The 14,987-nt window shown below is 55.1% G+C and carries 16 protein-coding genes; 11 read left to right on the top strand and 5 right to left on the bottom strand.

Annotation, left to right across the window (positions count from 1 at the left end):
- The first annotated feature begins 250 nt into the window (after nt 1-250).
- The 6 genes from J5M72_RS24900 to J5M72_RS24925 all read left to right on the top strand — a co-directional run bounded on the left by J5M72_RS24900 (nt 251) and on the right by J5M72_RS24925 (nt 5,215).
- Nucleotides 251-826, top strand: a complete 576-nt coding sequence (locus J5M72_RS24900; RefSeq protein ID WP_207867509.1) for a hypothetical protein — start codon at nt 251-253, stop codon at nt 824-826.
- Nucleotides 827-931: 105 nt separating this feature from the next.
- Nucleotides 932-1,549, top strand: coding sequence for a hypothetical protein (locus J5M72_RS24905; protein ID WP_207867512.1), 618 nt, complete (start codon nt 932-934; stop codon nt 1,547-1,549).
- The gene (locus tag J5M72_RS24910) at nt 1,522-2,655 is read left to right on the top strand and encodes a hypothetical protein (RefSeq protein ID WP_207867514.1); all 1,134 of its coding nucleotides are present in this window, start codon (nt 1,522-1,524) and stop codon (nt 2,653-2,655) included. The genes J5M72_RS24905 and J5M72_RS24910 overlap by 28 nt, the downstream gene beginning before the upstream one ends.
- A 604-nt stretch (nt 2,656-3,259) precedes the next feature.
- Nucleotides 3,260-3,853, top strand: coding sequence for a fasciclin domain-containing protein (locus J5M72_RS24915; RefSeq protein WP_169429947.1), 594 nt, complete (start codon nt 3,260-3,262; stop codon nt 3,851-3,853).
- Nucleotides 3,854-3,977: 124 nt separating this feature from the next.
- On the top strand, nt 3,978-4,544 hold the full coding sequence (locus tag J5M72_RS24920) for a sigma-70 family RNA polymerase sigma factor (RefSeq protein WP_249314436.1): 567 nt from the start codon (nt 3,978-3,980) through the stop codon (nt 4,542-4,544).
- A complete protein-coding gene (locus tag J5M72_RS24925; RefSeq protein ID WP_169429949.1) occupies nt 4,541-5,215 on the top strand; it encodes an anti-sigma factor in 675 nt (224 codons plus the stop codon). Before J5M72_RS24920 ends, J5M72_RS24925 begins: the two co-directional genes overlap by 4 nt.
- Before the next feature lie 135 nt (nt 5,216-5,350).
- On the opposite strand, the gene J5M72_RS24930 is transcribed toward J5M72_RS24925, so the two are convergent.
- Nucleotides 5,351-5,989: a hypothetical protein gene (locus J5M72_RS24930; protein WP_207867517.1), complete on the bottom strand. Its 639-nt coding sequence runs from the start codon at nt 5,987-5,989 to the stop codon at nt 5,351-5,353.
- A gap of 247 nt (nt 5,990-6,236) precedes the next feature.
- On the opposite strand from J5M72_RS24930, the gene J5M72_RS24935 reads away from it, so the two are divergent.
- The 5 genes from J5M72_RS24935 to J5M72_RS24955 all read left to right on the top strand — a co-directional run bounded on the left by J5M72_RS24935 (nt 6,237) and on the right by J5M72_RS24955 (nt 9,422).
- Nucleotides 6,237-6,590: a hypothetical protein gene (locus J5M72_RS24935; RefSeq protein ID WP_169429951.1), complete on the top strand. Its 354-nt coding sequence runs from the start codon at nt 6,237-6,239 to the stop codon at nt 6,588-6,590.
- Between the two features lie 260 nt (nt 6,591-6,850).
- On the top strand, nt 6,851-7,060 hold the full coding sequence (locus J5M72_RS24940) for a hypothetical protein (protein ID WP_207867519.1): 210 nt from the start codon (nt 6,851-6,853) through the stop codon (nt 7,058-7,060).
- Between the two features lie 159 nt (nt 7,061-7,219).
- The gene (hchA, locus tag J5M72_RS24945; RefSeq protein ID WP_207867522.1) at nt 7,220-8,098 is read left to right on the top strand and encodes a glyoxalase III HchA; all 879 of its coding nucleotides are present in this window, start codon (nt 7,220-7,222) and stop codon (nt 8,096-8,098) included.
- Nucleotides 8,095-8,814 (top strand): PA1136 family autoinducer-binding transcriptional regulator, encoded by a 720-nt coding sequence (locus J5M72_RS24950; protein ID WP_169429954.1) that lies wholly within the window; start codon nt 8,095-8,097, stop codon nt 8,812-8,814. Before hchA ends, J5M72_RS24950 begins: the two co-directional genes overlap by 4 nt.
- A gap of 329 nt (nt 8,815-9,143) precedes the next feature.
- Complete coding sequence (locus J5M72_RS24955) at nt 9,144-9,422, top strand: hypothetical protein (protein ID WP_169429955.1); 279 nt, start codon at nt 9,144-9,146, stop codon at nt 9,420-9,422.
- Nucleotides 9,423-9,700: 278 nt separating this feature from the next.
- Here the strand turns inward: J5M72_RS24955 and J5M72_RS24960 are convergent, their stop codons facing one another.
- From J5M72_RS24960 to J5M72_RS24975, 4 genes are all read right to left on the bottom strand, one after another.
- The gene (locus J5M72_RS24960) at nt 9,701-10,813 is read right to left on the bottom strand and encodes an alkene reductase (protein ID WP_207867524.1); all 1,113 of its coding nucleotides are present in this window, start codon (nt 10,811-10,813) and stop codon (nt 9,701-9,703) included.
- Between the two features lie 148 nt (nt 10,814-10,961).
- Nucleotides 10,962-13,199, bottom strand: a complete 2,238-nt coding sequence (locus J5M72_RS24965; protein ID WP_207867526.1) for a molybdopterin cofactor-binding domain-containing protein — start codon at nt 13,197-13,199, stop codon at nt 10,962-10,964.
- Nucleotides 13,196-13,669: a (2Fe-2S)-binding protein gene (locus J5M72_RS24970; RefSeq protein ID WP_169429958.1), complete on the bottom strand. Its 474-nt coding sequence runs from the start codon at nt 13,667-13,669 to the stop codon at nt 13,196-13,198. The genes J5M72_RS24965 and J5M72_RS24970 overlap by 4 nt, the downstream gene beginning before the upstream one ends.
- Nucleotides 13,666-14,946 carry a c-type cytochrome gene (locus tag J5M72_RS24975; RefSeq protein ID WP_207867528.1) on the bottom strand — a complete coding sequence of 427 codons (1,281 nt, stop codon included), beginning with the start codon at nt 14,944-14,946 and terminating at the stop codon, nt 13,666-13,668. The genes J5M72_RS24970 and J5M72_RS24975 overlap by 4 nt, the downstream gene beginning before the upstream one ends.
- Nucleotides 14,947-14,987 lie beyond the last annotated feature (41 nt).

A 14,987-nucleotide genomic window follows, 5' to 3' on the forward strand; every position in this document is an offset into this window, starting at 1 on the left:
GTGTTAGGGAAATGAATTGCTGCTGATTGGTGGGTTTTATGGAAGGCTGTTTCGGCCGTAAGGAGACCATGGACACGCAGCGATTTCGCCATTAGTGTAACTGACTCATGTTGTATCTCTCTGCCGAAGGTCGCATTTTTCGCGCGAAAATCAAAAAATAAGGAGTTACACATGGGCAAGGAACGTAACCAGACATAATTAGCTAAATCATTACGTCAGATGTGTCGTCTACTACAGTTAGGTTGCAGATATGTCCCAATTTTTAGAGGCCTTCTGGCCAAACTTGGCTGCCACACTCGTCGGTATTGTACTCGGTGTTCCTATCGCTTTAGCTTTAAACGAGCTTGTTCTTCGACGACAAAGAAGATTGCAGACAGTAGACCAACATCGACAAGTGAGGGGAGCCATAGAAGTATTGGTTGCGGCGTGTCGTTACAATATCGGAGTTCTTGATACTATTCGGTCGGCGGCAGAAAAAGGAAAAGCTATGCATAGTCCTGACTTGCGACTCACTGCATGGGATGTGGTTTCACCTGTACTTTGTACAAATATTTCGGATTCAGAAATTCTTCAAATGCTCTCCCATCATTGGCTTAGACTTAAGCGTGTCCAGGCACTATGTGACGAGATATTCGCTAGAGAAGTAGCAAAATCACTACCTCCTATAGAAGATGAACAAGTGGCTATGGAGTTCTGGAAAATCCTCCACGAAAATACCGGTAACCTTTCTGCGCACGCTTCACAGGCCATCTCAATGCTAGAACATATAAAAACAAATATTGGTACTGATAGTGCTGGCCGAGCTTTCCCGCCTAAGTGGCGTTAGTGCTCAAATCGAAGCATCAGAAAGTAGGGGTGGATAAATTTTTTCGAAAAAGGTATATCCGTCCAATTTTTTCTGTTCCCATTTTTCTCAATATAAGAAACCTTAATGAGCAACGATCTCCCTTTCTTTGAACGCCCCGATCTCTCACCATATTTAGTGCACCTCACTCGGAGGTCTAGCGAAAATGGGAGTTCAGCCTTTGAGAATCTAGTATCCATCCTTTTAGAAGGGCGAATTGAAGGTAGTACAACCAAGAAAGGGTTTATTAAAGGCAGCAATCCTGCGACTTGCTTTATGGATGTACCTCTAAGTTCATTGAAGTACGTTCTAAATGAGGCAAACACGGATCCTGCGAAACCTAGGTACGAGCCTTATGGAATTCTTGTCACCAAAAAAACCGCTTATAAAAAAGGATGCCGGCCAGTAATATATCTTTCGAACGCCGAGATGGAGCAACTCGGAATTGACGAAGACGAAAAATGGCGCGTTGTCCGCTTAGAGAATGTGGATGGCAAAGGGATCAACTGGATCCATGAAAGAGAATGGCGGTGCAAAGGTAGTTTTGATCTTCCGGAATCGCCTATAGCTGTTTTAGTGAAGGATAGTTCAGAAGCTAAAAATCTTCAAAAAATAATATCAAAACACAAGCGCGAACTAATCAGTATACCTAACTCGGTAATCCCACTAAGCATTTTATGCCAAGGTTTACCCTACATGGTCTAATTATTTCGGAATTGAATTCAACAAAAGATTTAAATTTTAGTGATATGCTGTTGATAGTTATAAAAAGAAATGGGCTGATTCACTTTCTGAGAAGTGAATTAGTCCCATTTTTCGGTCCGGCTATCGATTATGGTGTGAAAGGTAAACGACTGAAACAATTGATCAAGCAAGCCGCTCAAGGAGGAAGTATGGGACTCGCGCAAATGTATGATGAGGTTTTCAGCGGCATCACTATTGATGAAATACGTAAGCGCATAGATTTTTTTTACAAGCACTCTGCGTCTTGGAGTGATGGCAAGACACTCGAGTTTATACTGGATTTGGCGATAGGAAAAACAGGATTCGCACGAACGCCAAGAATCCCAATATCGCGAAGGAGCTATCCAAAAAATGCAAATTTTATCAGAGCTCGAAACTTAAGGGATGAGCCTGCAGAGAAGAACTTCTTAATCGGCGATATGTGGGAGGCACCCGCGAGATTTGTAAAAGCTGGAAGACTTAATGCCCCAGGGGAGCAATTTTTGTATGCAACAGAGGGGCAAATCAAAGCACCAAAGCTTGAGGTTGGGATAGTAGAGGACGACCCTTATCTTCTCATATTCTATAAATCCACTGATGACATTGAACTAATTGACGTAGGCTGGCAAGAAAAAGCCATGCCAGACTATTTTGGAGTCCATGCCGACAAGGCAAAGGAAATTCTTGATTTTATAAATAACAGCTTTCGAAAAGATGAGATTTATATGATTAGCAATATAATCGCCAAAGAAGTTCATCAGAGAGGCTTTGATGGTTGGTGCTATCCATCCGTAAAACTGGAGGGCGCAATTAACGTTTGCTTCAATCTGTCAGCTAAAAGAAAATTAGATTTCTCAGGTGCTTTTGTCGCACGAGACCATGGGGATCAAAATAGTGTAATCGCTGTATTTGTTGATGGCGATGCAGGCTTGGCCACATTCAGTGATTGGCAAGATGAAAAATCGCAAGCGAAAAAGTTCTATGATGAAATTTGGGCTGACTATATGCAGACTGGAAATTTAAGTGATCTAAAAGAAAAAAATAAATCAACGAGTCCGGAGATTGTTTATATGCTGAAACCAAGCTAGTAGTATTAATATTTAGACCTGATAGGCTCACTGCACTTGCCAAGTTGTGGCTGAAATGAGGATGGTGAAATGGACTGATTTATTTTCTGAAAAATATATCGGTCCCTGAGAAATCCCCGCTTTTTCTTACAACAAATCAAGAAGTTGGGAATTGAAGAGACCTGCATGGGTCGGCAGCTTGTATTGCACCACACAAAGACAAGATCCCGATCCCATGCAGGCCATCCGATTCTTACACAGCGCGCTCACCCAAGCACTTCCCTCCGTCCACTCTCGTCGTCTGAAAACGTTGATGTGTTGTGTCAGAGCATTACTTCGAGGACGTCGGCCCACTCTGACAGGGCTTGGTCGATTCATGCCCGGCAAGGCCTACCCCAAGCACGCGATAAAGCAACAAAAAGGACAACAAAAAGGGGACTGATTTATTTCCAGATTTAGTCAGCCGGGGTTATAGCCACCTTGCCTAACGAGTGGTGGTCACTGGATCGCTCACTCGCAATTTCTGCGAAAAAAAGAGTGCTACTGCATCCAATCCGAACGCCGCCGCGTATATCAAGCACGGACAGAATCTCCTGGCCGATTTTCCTCACAAAGGATCATCACGATGAAACGCATTTCGATCAAAACGCAATTGATTGCGGGCCTTCTGACCTTGGCGGCAGGTAGCGGATTAGTGTTCAACGCTGCGCATGCTGCATCGATGAGTCACGACAGCGTCATGGTCGGCGGTCAAAGCATGTTGCCGAACAAGGACATCGTCGACAACGCAGTGAACTCGGCCGATCACACCACCCTGGTCGCCGCTGTGAAAGCTGCCGGTCTTGTCGACACCCTCAAGGGAAAAGGGCCCTTTACTGTGTTTGCACCGGTCAATTCAGCCTTTACTGCTTTGCCCGCAGGAACGGTCGATATGTTGCTCAAGCCAGAAAACAAGGCAACCCTCACCAAGATCCTTACTTACCACGTCGTGAGCGGCAAACTGGACATGGCCACCCTTGCCGAAAAGATCAAGGCCGGAGGTGGCAAGACCGAACTGACCACCGTCTCGGGCGGAAAACTGTGGGCAATGATGAATGGTCCGCACAACATCACCATCAAAGATGAGAAGGGCGACGTCGCCGACATCAGTACTTATGACGTATACCAGTCGAACGGTGTGATACAGGTCATCGACAAAGTCCTGATGCCGAAAAGTTGACCGGCGTCGCCGGTCGATTTCAGCATGACCGGCGAGTCTTCCGAGGAGCCCACCCGTGAATGGAACAACCGCGCGCCGTGGGCTAACCTCTGGCTGCAATCGACTTGTAGGACCTCACGACCCAATCGTTTGGAGAAAGGCTATTCCCATCGCCGACACTGACCAACTCAAACACCTTCTAGCCCAGTGTTCCCTGGGTGACCGACGCGCTTTTGAAGCGCTGTATCGTAGCGTGAGTCCGCGTCTGCATGGCGTGGCGCTGCGGTTCATGGGACGCCCAGATCTGGCTGAGGAGGTGCTACAGGAAAGTTTTGTGCGTATCTGGAACAATGCTTCACGCTACCAATCGCAACTGTCGGCGCCGATGACCTGGATGATCAATATCACGCGAAATCAGGCCATCGACCAATTGCGAAAGCGTCGCGAACGTCCGCTGAGTGATCTCGACGCGCAGATGCTGGTAGACGACAGCCCCTCGGCACATGAACAATTGAACAGCTCCCGTGAGACCACTTCATTGAATCGGTGCCTAGATGAGCTCGAAGGGATGCAACGTCAATCAATCACCATTGCTTATTTTGAAGGGCTTTCCTGTTCAGAGCTGGCCGAGCACCTGTCGGCACCGCTCGGGTCAGTAAAGTCTTGGATCCGCCGAGGCATGGAGCGGTTGCGCAGGTGCCTCGAGTCATGAACTACCAAACTCCAAGTCTTCGTCGCGCACTTGCCGCAGATTATGCCATTGGGTTAATGCCACCAGCTGCACGCCGGCGCTTTGAGCAGCTTTTACTGGAGGACTCGGAACTTCGCGCAGAACTTTCGCAATGGCGGGAAAGCCTTGCGAGCCTTACCCAGTCTCTGCCTGAATCACCTGTACCGGATCGTGTATGGCGCGGAGTTACGGCGCGTATAGATCCGCAAACAATGCAGTTGCCTGTGAAGCGACCATTCTGGAGCTGGCTCCGGGTGACGATTGCAACATGTTCACTGGTTGCAGCAGTAACACTGAGCGTTATCTATAACCGTGACGAAGTTCGCTACAGTGCAACGTTGCGTAGTGCCGACGCACAGTCGTGGATGAGCATTGAAGCGCACGAGAATTATCTAAAAATCAAACCCCTGGCTTTGGCGAAGATAGAAAAAAATCGTAGCTTGGAAATGTGGGTTATTCCTTCAGATGGAAAGCCTGTTTCGCTAGGGGTGATACCCCCAGGCGGAGACGGGGAGATCAAGTTGGGCAGTGCGCAGAAAGCGCTTATTGGTGAGTCCATCACGTTGGCCATCAGTCTTGAACCCGAGGGTGGATCGCCAACAGGACAGCCGACTGGTCCGGTGCTGTATCAGGGCGTACTTTCGGCTCTATGACTCAGGGCTGCAAACCGTTAATTTTCGTGAGTAAACGGCTCACTGATCGATCGTTCAGAATTCTGATTCAACGCAACGCGCTCATGAACATAAACGGCAGCTTTTGGCGGAAAGCTGACGCCCGAACAAAAACGATTACTCCCCACCAACCCGCTTCAGCCAATTCCAAAACGGATCGCCCGATTCCTGCGCATCCATACTTTCAGTATCGCGAACAAGCTCCGATGCTCTCACCGGAATGCTCAACCCAAGCGTTCGCTCTACATGGGCCCGTAACAGAAGCGGCGGTGGCGGGTAATCGTCATCGCCGTATTCTTTTTCACGCACTTCTTCAGGCGCCAGCTGGAACTGCTCTGGCCAGCAGAGTTCGTCGTACCCGATAGCCAGCAGGCGCAATAGGTCCTGCACGTTGTCGGTTAAGACACAGAGCATGTCTGATCCTGACCCGGAACCTGGATGGACAATTCGTTGCTGTCCGTTGTCGTCTCGCCACAGTCCGACCCACAAACCGTCACCACCGGTTCTCAAGCATATCGTTAGTCGGTGATTCATTTCGGGATCGTCACTTCGGGTCCATAGCGCAGTAAGGGCAGGATCCGGGACATAGAAGGTTGTCGTGGCAATATCGCTGTTTTCAGGTTCCGGATGCAGGGTCATGTAGCGCATGCCATCGCGACGTGTCCGGACACAGCCGTGTTCTTCCAATAGCTGAAGGGCTTGCTTCAGTAGCGGCGGCATCGGATTGCTGATGGGGAAGGCGGCGCAGATTTCCAAGAGCGGTTCACGCCACGAATACAAGTCCGGCTAGTGGGCCGCTACCCTGTCGACCGCCTATTGCCGATAGCTGAAATGTGATCTGTGTGCCACCCGTCTTGGCGATGCACGTGTGCGCTCAATCATGCCTGCTTGAATAGCCGATTGCTCAGCTGCATTGCCGCTTTGCAGGCAAGATGCCATCATCTGCCGAGCCCTGGAGCTTCATGCGATGCCCAGGATCTATATCGGCTGCATAAGGATGTATATGAACGTCGTGACTGTTAGAACAAAGGACGAACTGGCTACAGCTAGAAAGTCGGGTGTGGAGCAGATTGTTGTTCAGGGGGAACTCGCCGACAAGGTCAAGCGTGGAAAGAAGATTGCTTTTGCTAGTTCGATCACTCTCGCCGCTTTGGGAGCAGCGCTTGTTGCCACGCCATTGACCGGAGGCCTCTCATTTTTCGCCGCAGCCCCGGTCGCCGCGCTGACCGGGCTTGAAATCGCCGCCATTATTGCAGCTGCGTCGATTGGATTAGCACTCATAATTGCCTTGTTTAAGGACTATGAAGAGATTTCATATGAAAGCGGTAAGCTGGTGCTCAAAAAGAAATCATCATGAGTGTATTCATACCAAGCCCCATACTTTTTCTATGTAGTAAATGTAGCGATCTTTTGTACCGCTGGGGTTTGCGTTTCTAAAGTGCCGATCTATCCGAGTGAGGCAGGGTAGATATATTTTTAAGTGATCCTGCTCTCAGGGTTGTTGGTTTGTCAGGGTCGTTACAATAAATGACCTTTGACATAAAACGGAGCAGGTCGCTTGAAGCGGACCTTTGCATCAGTGTGATTTAAAACGCGTTGCGTTGTGTGGGGTTGCATATGGTTATTGTCGTGATTGCTGCAATTGTTTTGGCTATCGTTGTTTTTAAGATGTTGCTTCCTCTTTTGGGGGAGATGATAGGTGTGGTAATTGGGGGAGTGTTATTACTTGGCGCAATTGCTCTGTGCGTGGCTTTTCCGCCGATCATTATTCTTTTCTTGTTTGTCGGCATTGTCATGGCTGGCAAAAATAAATCTAAGGGGGAATGAGTCGCCATGTTAGAGGTAACGGGGGATTCTGCCACTTATCGATCACATTGAGGGGCCGCAGGTTCAGTGCATGATCTTTTGAGGGAAAACCCTCATTGTTGTAACGCTGACGCCTTACTAGCATGAACTCCGACATTGACCCACTCGATGGAGAGCAGCATGGCTACCACGCGGACTGATGACAAGCGCCCAACCCCCGATCCGGCCGAGGACAATGCGTTTTTCCCCTCGCCGTATTCCCTCAGCCAGTTCACTTCGCCCAAATCCGATCTCAGTGATGCCGAGTACCCGAACCGTTACAAGGGCGGGCGCTGGAAGATTCTGATGATCGGCGCGGACGAGCGCTATCTGCTGACCGACAACGGCACGATGTTCTCCACGGGCAATCACCCGGTTGAAACGCTGCTGCCGATGTATCACCTCGACAAGGCCGGTTTCGGCTTCGATGTCGCGACGCTGTCGGGCAATCCGGTCAAGTTCGAATTCTGGGCCATGCCCTCCGAAGACGCCGAAGTGAAGGGCTTCTACGAGCAATACCGCGACAAGTTCAAGCGTCCACTCAAGCTGTCCCAAGTGATCGAGGAAGCGCTGGGCGAGGACTCGGATTATATCGGTGCGTTCATTCCCGGCGGGCACGGCGCGCTGATCGGCCTGCCGGAAAGCGAGGACGTGAAAAAGATCCTGCAATGGGCCGTCGCCAAGGACAAATTCGTCATTACTCTGTGCCACGGCCCGGCGGCGTTGCTGGCGGCCGGCCTCGGTGAAACAAAAGACTCGTGCATCTTCAACGGTTACCGGATTTGCGCCTTTCCTGATGCCCTGGATGCGACGACCCCCGACATCGGTTACATGCCCGGCCACCTGACCTGGAAGTTCGGCGAGCAGTTGCAGGCGCTCGGTGTGGAAATCACTAACCAGGACATTTCCGGGGCCACGCTTCAGGATCGCAAACTGCTGACCGGTGACAGTCCGCTGGCGGGTAACGCACTGGGCAAGCTGGCGGCGGCCGCGCTTCTGAAAGAGGTCACGCCGGGGTGAGTCCCGCACCTGCCGAGGCACTCTTGCGCGCCGCCCTCGACATCGAGGCGGCGCCCACGCTGGCGACGATCCAGAAGGTCGTCCGCGGTTTCGCCGGGGCGTATGGTTACGATCGATTCGTCCTGTTCTCCGCCACCTCGGCGTCGGAGGACGTGGTCGAGCGCATTTACTGGGTGGAAGGCGACTGGTTTGGCGACGGTATTGGCGTCGACGCCGAGACCTACGTTCAACGCTGCCCCGTGACACGCCATCTGTTGGACGCCCGCGAATCCTTCTTCTGGAGCAAAGTGCAGGAGGAGAACGGCGAACTTTATCGGATGGTTCGCGTGCCGAGTGGCCCTGGTGTGCACGGATTGCAGATTCCGGTCTTCGGCCCGCAAGGGCTTGAAGGTGCCATGAGCCTGGGGGGCGAACAGATCGATGCCTCTGCGCGGATTCGTCTGGCGCTCGGCATGCTCGCCTCGGTGGCGTTTTACTCCGCCCGGCGATTGCTCGAAGCACCGCTGGAGGAGACGACCGGCAAACTGTCGAACCGTGAGCGCGAAGTGCTGGCGTGGGTCGCTGCCGGTCGACGTCAGTCGGACATCGCCGCCACGCTCGGTTTGTCCGGGCGCACGGTGGAAAATCACCTGCGTTCGGCTCGTCGGCATCTTGGCGTGGCCACTACCGCTCAGGCCATCAAGATTGCCATTCGCAAGGGGGAAATAAAGGGGTGAGGTTCGCACTCTGCCCGTGCCGTGCTTGAACGACCGTGCAAAACTTCTATGATGCAAAGGGCCTGCGCCGGTGGTCTGTAACCGGCGCCGCCCCGGGCCAAACTGATCGGCCGTGAGGCTGACCTGCAACGGGTCATCGACCCTATGCAGCAACGACCCAAAATGGGACACAAAAATGGGGACCAAAACCCGCCCTTCTTCATTTTTTGCCTTCAGCTCAAGTGGTTAGCTGCCAAGTAAGTGCCATTCAAATCTGTCCCGATTTTTTAGCTTTCATTATTGGTATAGCGCTCATGGCCCGTCAGGGCCGAATTATAAGGATTGGGGCCATGACACAGAAAACTCCTGCATTTCGCTCAATCAAATCGCATGAAGAAACCCTTAGCGCTACTGAAATTGTCGAACGTTTCGAGGCAGTAACCGGGTGTTCCCTGCACCCGACGAATGCTGGGAATGCTGCCAAAGTACTCGGTCTCGACTATATCGAGGTTAAGCAAGAGGTCACCTCTGGGGTTTGGACGGTGCAAAAGCGTTACTCGATTCTAGACATTGATTTTATCTTTGAACGACTTAAGGCGCTTGCAGACAACCGAGCCAGATATCAATGAAAAGGGTCAACACCACTCAAAGCTAGACGCCCCCTTTGGTTCACTTTTCTCTTTTATCTCAGGATCGGCTTGAACGTTGCTCAACTGCCCAAAAGTTTCATCGCCCCAGGGCTTCCGAAGCGTCGGACCACTCGGCGATAAATAAATCAGATATGGGATATTTCAAAAAAGGGGACGGATTTATTTTCTGAAAATAAATCCGTCCCCTTTTCCCGTTGGCGCGCCGCTCCTGCCAGGCAGACAGGGATCCCAATGGGCGCACAGGTTGTCATGGATAATCAGGAGTGAACCGGGTAATCCACATAGCCACGCTGGTCGCCACCGAAGAACGTGCTCGGGTCTGGGGTATTGAGCGACAACCCGTCGCGAATTCGCCTTGGCAGATCGGGGTTGGCCAGAAACGGTCGGCCGAACGCGATGATGTCCGCGCGGCCATCAATCAGGGCCTGTTCCGCCGTCTCGGGGTCGTAGCCTCCGGCGATCATCAGCACGCCGTGCCAGGCCGCACGCAGCTGACTGATGATGGCGTCCCAACGCGGATCGTAGTTTTCATCCTTGACGGTGCCTACGACGGCGGGCTCGACCAGATGCAGGTAGGCCAGTTTCCAGCGATTCAACGAACGTACGATATAGCCGAACGTCGCTTCAGGCGTCTCATCGCCCATGCCCATGAAGCGCCCCATCGGCGTCAGACGAACGCTCACGCGCTCTTCACCGATTTCGTCGACCACGGCGGCGACCACTTCCAGCAACAGGCGTGCACGATTTTCCAGGTTGCCACCGTACGAATCTTCGCGCTGGTTACTGTTGCTGTTGATGAATTGATCGAGCAGATAACCATTGCCCGCGTGAATTTCCACGCCATCCATCCCGGCGTTCAGCGCATTGCGCGCGGCTCGGCGGTAGTCGCTGATGATGTCTGCAATTTCCGACGTCTGCAGTGCGCGCGGCACCGGCACATCTCCCCAGATACCGTTGCCATCCGCATCGACGATGAAGGTCTTGCCCGGTACGGGCAATGCACTCGGGGCCACCGGCAATGCGTTGTCCGGTTGAAAGCTGGGGTGCGATACGCGACCCACGTGCCAAAGCTGCATGAAGATCAACCCGCCAGCCTCATGTATCTGGCGGCTGACTTCGCGCCAGGCCTGCACCTGTTCATCGCTATAGATTCCAGGCGTCCAGGCATAGCCCTGGCCCTGGCGGGAAATCTGCGTTGCTTCGGTGATGATCAACGCGGCACTTGCGCGTTGGCGGTAGTATTCGGCGTTCATGGCCGTCGGGATGTCGCCGGGTTGTCCGGCGCGTGAGCGGGTCAGCGGCGCCATCGCCACCCGATGAGGGAGTGTGTAGGGGCCCAGGGCGATAGGGCGGAACAGGTGCTGCGTCATGAGTGTTCTCCAGTCTTTGTAAAGCGTCGGCAGAGGGTGTCGGACGCTGGGTCTGGCACCGGATGGCCTTACGTTAAGCGGATGCTCTGCGCTTGATAATCCATGCGTGTCGCTACGCTGCGTTGCGTGGAATGCAACGCTGCGACGTTCAGGACGGTTGTTCCGAGCGAGTCAGAGGAAGGTTCAACCAGCGCCGGCCGGTGGCGTTCGCCACGGCATTGCCGATGGCCGCGGCCATGGGGCCCTGGACGATTTCGGCAGCCCCCAGAAACGGCTGTCCGGGTTGGTCGAGCAGATGAACGTCGACCTTTTTCGGTACCTGCGTAAAGCGCAGGATCGGGTAGCCACTCCAGTCGTAGCTGCGTATGCCGCCGGCGTCATAGGCGACTTTTTCATACAGCGTCCAACTGGTGGACTGGACAATCCCGCCTTCGACCTGATTGCGCAGCCCGTCGGGATTGACGATCTGTCCCACGTCCACTGCCGTGACGACATGATCGATCTGCACTTCGCCGGTCTGCGGATGCACCCGAAGACGCACGGCGATGGCGCAATAGCCCATGATGTTTTTGTAGCGAGCGAATGCGAAGCCTAGGCCCGCGCCAGGCTCGCTGCTTTTTTGCGGCCAGTCGACAGCGTCGCGAACCTGCTCCACCACGGCCCGTGCCCGGGGATCCGTCAGGTGCGCAAGGCGCAAGGCAACCGGATCAACCCCGGCACTGGCAGCCAACTCGTCCAGGCACGCTTCAATCGCGAAGATGTTGATGTGCGCGCCGAGCGAGCGCATGGCCGAGGTGCGAAACGGCATCTCGGTGACGAAATTCATGTTGATGCGCTTGGAGGCCAATGTGTACAGCGGCACCGCATTGCGATCCCCGTCGCCTTCAGGTTGTGCGATCGGCACCGACGGCGCGGACACGAAGGGGCGAGCCAGAAGTCGCGCCGGTAGCAATCGTCCGGCATTGACGATGCGTTCGTTGTGCGGTGTTGTCCACAGTTCATAATTCCAGTCCTGCAGTCTTGCGTGTGCATCGAGGTTGGCTTGCACTTCGGTGACCATCGCTGAACTGTAGGGCTCCCAGAGGTTCTCCTGTTCGCGCATCCATTGCACTCGCACCGGCGTGCCCGGCAGTTGCATCGCAATCAACGCTGCGTCGGCCGCCGCATCGTCTGCGCCGTTGTGGCCGTAGCAGCCGGAGCCTTCGGTATGGATACAACGAACGCGCTCTGGGGGTAATCGCACCATTTCGGCGATCCCGGCACGCAGGGGATACACGCCCTGAGTGTGGGTCCAGACGGTGAGGGTGCCGTCCTTGAACCAGGCCACGGCGCATGACGGGCCGATGGAGCCGTGCATCAGATACTGCTTGGTCACGCGTGCGCGATAGCTGTGGTCGGTCGTGCCCCGCGGCGTGCCCTCCTGGCTGATGGGGTAGCGGCGTGAGGGGAGGGTCTCCAGCAACCCATGGATGTCTTGCGCCTCGGGTATCGCCTGTCCGCCAGTCCAGCGCGCCGATTCGTAGCCGCTGCGCATGGCTTTGATGGCTTGCCACTCGTCACGCGCCACCACGGCCAGATAGTTGCCGTCGCGAATCACCTGCACCACACCGGGTAGCGTTTCGATCGATTGCGCGTCGAAGGTTTCCAGTGTGCAGCCTGGCCGAGGCGGGCGAATGACCCGGGCGTGCAGCATGCCCGGCAGACGTATGTCCTGAACAAACGCGGCGCCGCCGCTGACTTTGGCCGGAATATCCAGCCGTTGCAGCGAATGGCCGATCACCTTGAATGACCTCGCGGACACGCTCGGCGATTCGGCTTTGGCGTAGAGGTGCAGATCGACGTTTCTGACGGCATCGGCGTAGGACATGCTTTGTCCGGTGGGGCCATGAATGATGCCTTCCCGGGTCGTCAGCCGGGCAGGTGCTATTTCCCAGCTTCGCCCGGCCGACGCCAACAGCAGCTCTCGCACCTGTGCCGCCGCATTGAACAGCGCGGTTCCGCTGTCGAAAATGCTGTGGCTTCCGGCGGTATAGCCCTCGTTTGGCGTCAGTGCGGTGTCGGCGGTCAGCAGGTTGATCGCTGTCGGGGACACCTCCAGACGTTCAGCGGCAATTTGCAGCAAGGCTGTTTTGACGCCGGTGCCCAGTTCAACCTTGCCGGTGTAGACGGTGATGCCTTCAGGGCCGACGCGGATCCAGGCATCAAGCCAGGGGTTGGTACGCAGGCTGCCGGGGAGGTCAGGCGCCAGCACCACGGTGCCAAGCGTATCGACTTCTGTGTCCGCCCAGGCACGCCGCGTTGCGGGCAGCAGGGTAAACGCTACCAGCAAGGCGCCTCCACGCAAGAATGCGCGGCGACCGTGATCGACCTCTTTGACCCCTGTCATGGTGCGCTCCCGTTTTGCCCGGCCACCAGGCTGATCGCTTCGATAATCCGCAAGTGAGTGCCGCAGCGACACAGGTTGCCTGCCATGTGCTCGCGAATGGTCTCTTCGTCCGGGTGTGGGTTGCTTTCCAGCAATGCCTGCGCGCGCATCAACATGCCGGCAATGCAGTAACCGCACTGAGCCGCCTGTTTATCGATAAAGGCTTGTTGCAAAGGGCCGGGATGTTCGGCGGTGCCAAGGCTTTCGACCGTTCTGACTTTTTTGCCATCAAGGCCCGCGCAGGGTGTCAGGCAGGAAAAAACGGGCTGGTCATCGACGATGACGGTGCAAGCGCCGCATTGCCCCAGACCGCACCCGTACTTGGCGCCGTTCAATCCCAGATGATTGCGCAGCGCGTAGAGCAGCGGCATGTCAGGTTCCAGCTCCAGAGTCTGGGCGGAGCCGTTGACGTTGAGTGTGAGGTGGGTCATTTCGTCTCCTGACGTAGCGCTTCGAGAGTGGCAGAAAGGTCTGTCCAGGGCTGGTCGGGTCTGGCTTGTCGACGCAGGTATGTCGCCAGGGCTGCGAGTTGATCGTTGTCGAGGCTGGCGGCAAACGGCGGCATCACCGGTCCGGGCAAGCCCGGCGTTGCCGGGATGCCTTCAAGCACGGTTTTCAGGAAGTTGCGCGGGTGTAACGCTTGCAGCGCTGACGTGCGATCCAGTGACGGGCGCCCGTCGATTTCGCGCATAGGTGCCGCGTTGGCATGGCAGCCGGCGCAGGCGCTGGCGAACAGCAGGGCGCCCGTGGACTGATCGGAGAGGCCTGCGTTCGCCGTTGCATCTTGCGTTTCGGTGATCGCTTTGTTTGCCGGCAGGCTCAGCAGATACTCGGCGATCGCCTGTGCATCACCGACCGGCAAGGCGGCCAGACCGAGGCTGACCGGGCGCATCGGGCCGGCCGCCGTGCCGTGTCCGTCCACCACTTCTGCCCGCAGATAGCTCACCAACTGATCGTTGCTCCACGCGTTTGCACGGTGAGCCATGCCGAGCAGCGACGGTGCTCCCCAGCCATCCACGACACCGCCCGACAGGCTTTCGCCGGACTTCTCGGCACCGATCAGGTTCAACGGAGAATGACAGCCTGCGCAGTGCCCGGGCCCTTCGACGAGGTAGCGCCCGCGATTCCATGTATCAGATTGCTGCGCCATTGGCGTCAGTGGTTTTGCATGCAAGAACAGCAGATTCCAGAACGACACCAGCGGGCGGATGTTCATCGGGAAATTCATGCGGTTTTCCCGCGGCGGCGAGTTCACGGCCGGGCCGCTCATCAAATAGGCATAGGCATCGGCGATGTCCTCTGCGGTCATGCGCCGGTAGTGAACGTACGGAAAGGCCGGGTACAGGAAGTGGCCGTCGCGGGAGATTCCTTCACGCATCGCCCGCTCGAACGCCGGCAGCGACCATTGCCCGATGCCGGTCTGCGGATCGGGTGTGATGTTGGTGCTGTAGAGCGTGCCGAACGGCGTCACCAGGGGCAGTCCCCCCGCCAGGTGTTGGCCGCCGGGACGTGTATGGCACACCGCACAGTCACCGGCCTCGACCACTCGCGCACCGCGCTGCAGTTGCTCGGAACTGAATGTTCGCGGACGTTCGACGGGCTCGATCGCCGGGCGCCACATCAGTACGACGGCCCCGATTGCACCGAGTGAAGCGACGATTGCTGCGCTGATCCACAGAGGCTTGGATCTCAAGAACTGACCTTTCATGAGGACGTGACCTGCGAGAGACGCGGGGCGGGCATCAATGA

The organism is Pseudomonas sp. 58(2021) (genome assembly GCF_017491585.1).
GTDB lineage: Bacteria > Pseudomonadota > Gammaproteobacteria > Pseudomonadales > Pseudomonadaceae > Aquipseudomonas > Aquipseudomonas fluorescens_BT.

Coding starts and splice junctions, on each gene's coding strand:
- J5M72_RS24900 (WP_207867509.1), top strand. CDS start 251: ATGTCCCAATTTTTAGAGGCCTTCTGGCCAAACTTGGCTGCCACACTC.
- J5M72_RS24905 (WP_207867512.1), top strand. CDS start 932: ATGAGCAACGATCTCCCTTTCTTTGAACGCCCCGATCTCTCACCATAT.
- J5M72_RS24910 (WP_207867514.1), top strand. CDS start 1,522: ATGCCAAGGTTTACCCTACATGGTCTAATTATTTCGGAATTGAATTCA.
- J5M72_RS24915 (WP_169429947.1), top strand. CDS start 3,260: ATGAAACGCATTTCGATCAAAACGCAATTGATTGCGGGCCTTCTGACC.
- J5M72_RS24925 (WP_169429949.1), top strand. CDS start 4,541: ATGAACTACCAAACTCCAAGTCTTCGTCGCGCACTTGCCGCAGATTAT.
- J5M72_RS24935 (WP_169429951.1), top strand. CDS start 6,237: ATGAACGTCGTGACTGTTAGAACAAAGGACGAACTGGCTACAGCTAGA.
- J5M72_RS24940 (WP_207867519.1), top strand. CDS start 6,851: ATGGTTATTGTCGTGATTGCTGCAATTGTTTTGGCTATCGTTGTTTTT.
- hchA (WP_207867522.1), top strand. CDS start 7,220: ATGGCTACCACGCGGACTGATGACAAGCGCCCAACCCCCGATCCGGCC.
- J5M72_RS24955 (WP_169429955.1), top strand. CDS start 9,144: ATGACACAGAAAACTCCTGCATTTCGCTCAATCAAATCGCATGAAGAA.
- J5M72_RS24960 (WP_207867524.1), bottom strand. CDS start 10,813: ATGACGCAGCACCTGTTCCGCCCTATCGCCCTGGGCCCCTACACACTC.
- J5M72_RS24965 (WP_207867526.1), bottom strand. CDS start 13,199: ATGACAGGGGTCAAAGAGGTCGATCACGGTCGCCGCGCATTCTTGCGT.
- J5M72_RS24970 (WP_169429958.1), bottom strand. CDS start 13,669: ATGACCCACCTCACACTCAACGTCAACGGCTCCGCCCAGACTCTGGAG.
- J5M72_RS24975 (WP_207867528.1), bottom strand. CDS start 14,946: ATGAAAGGTCAGTTCTTGAGATCCAAGCCTCTGTGGATCAGCGCAGCA.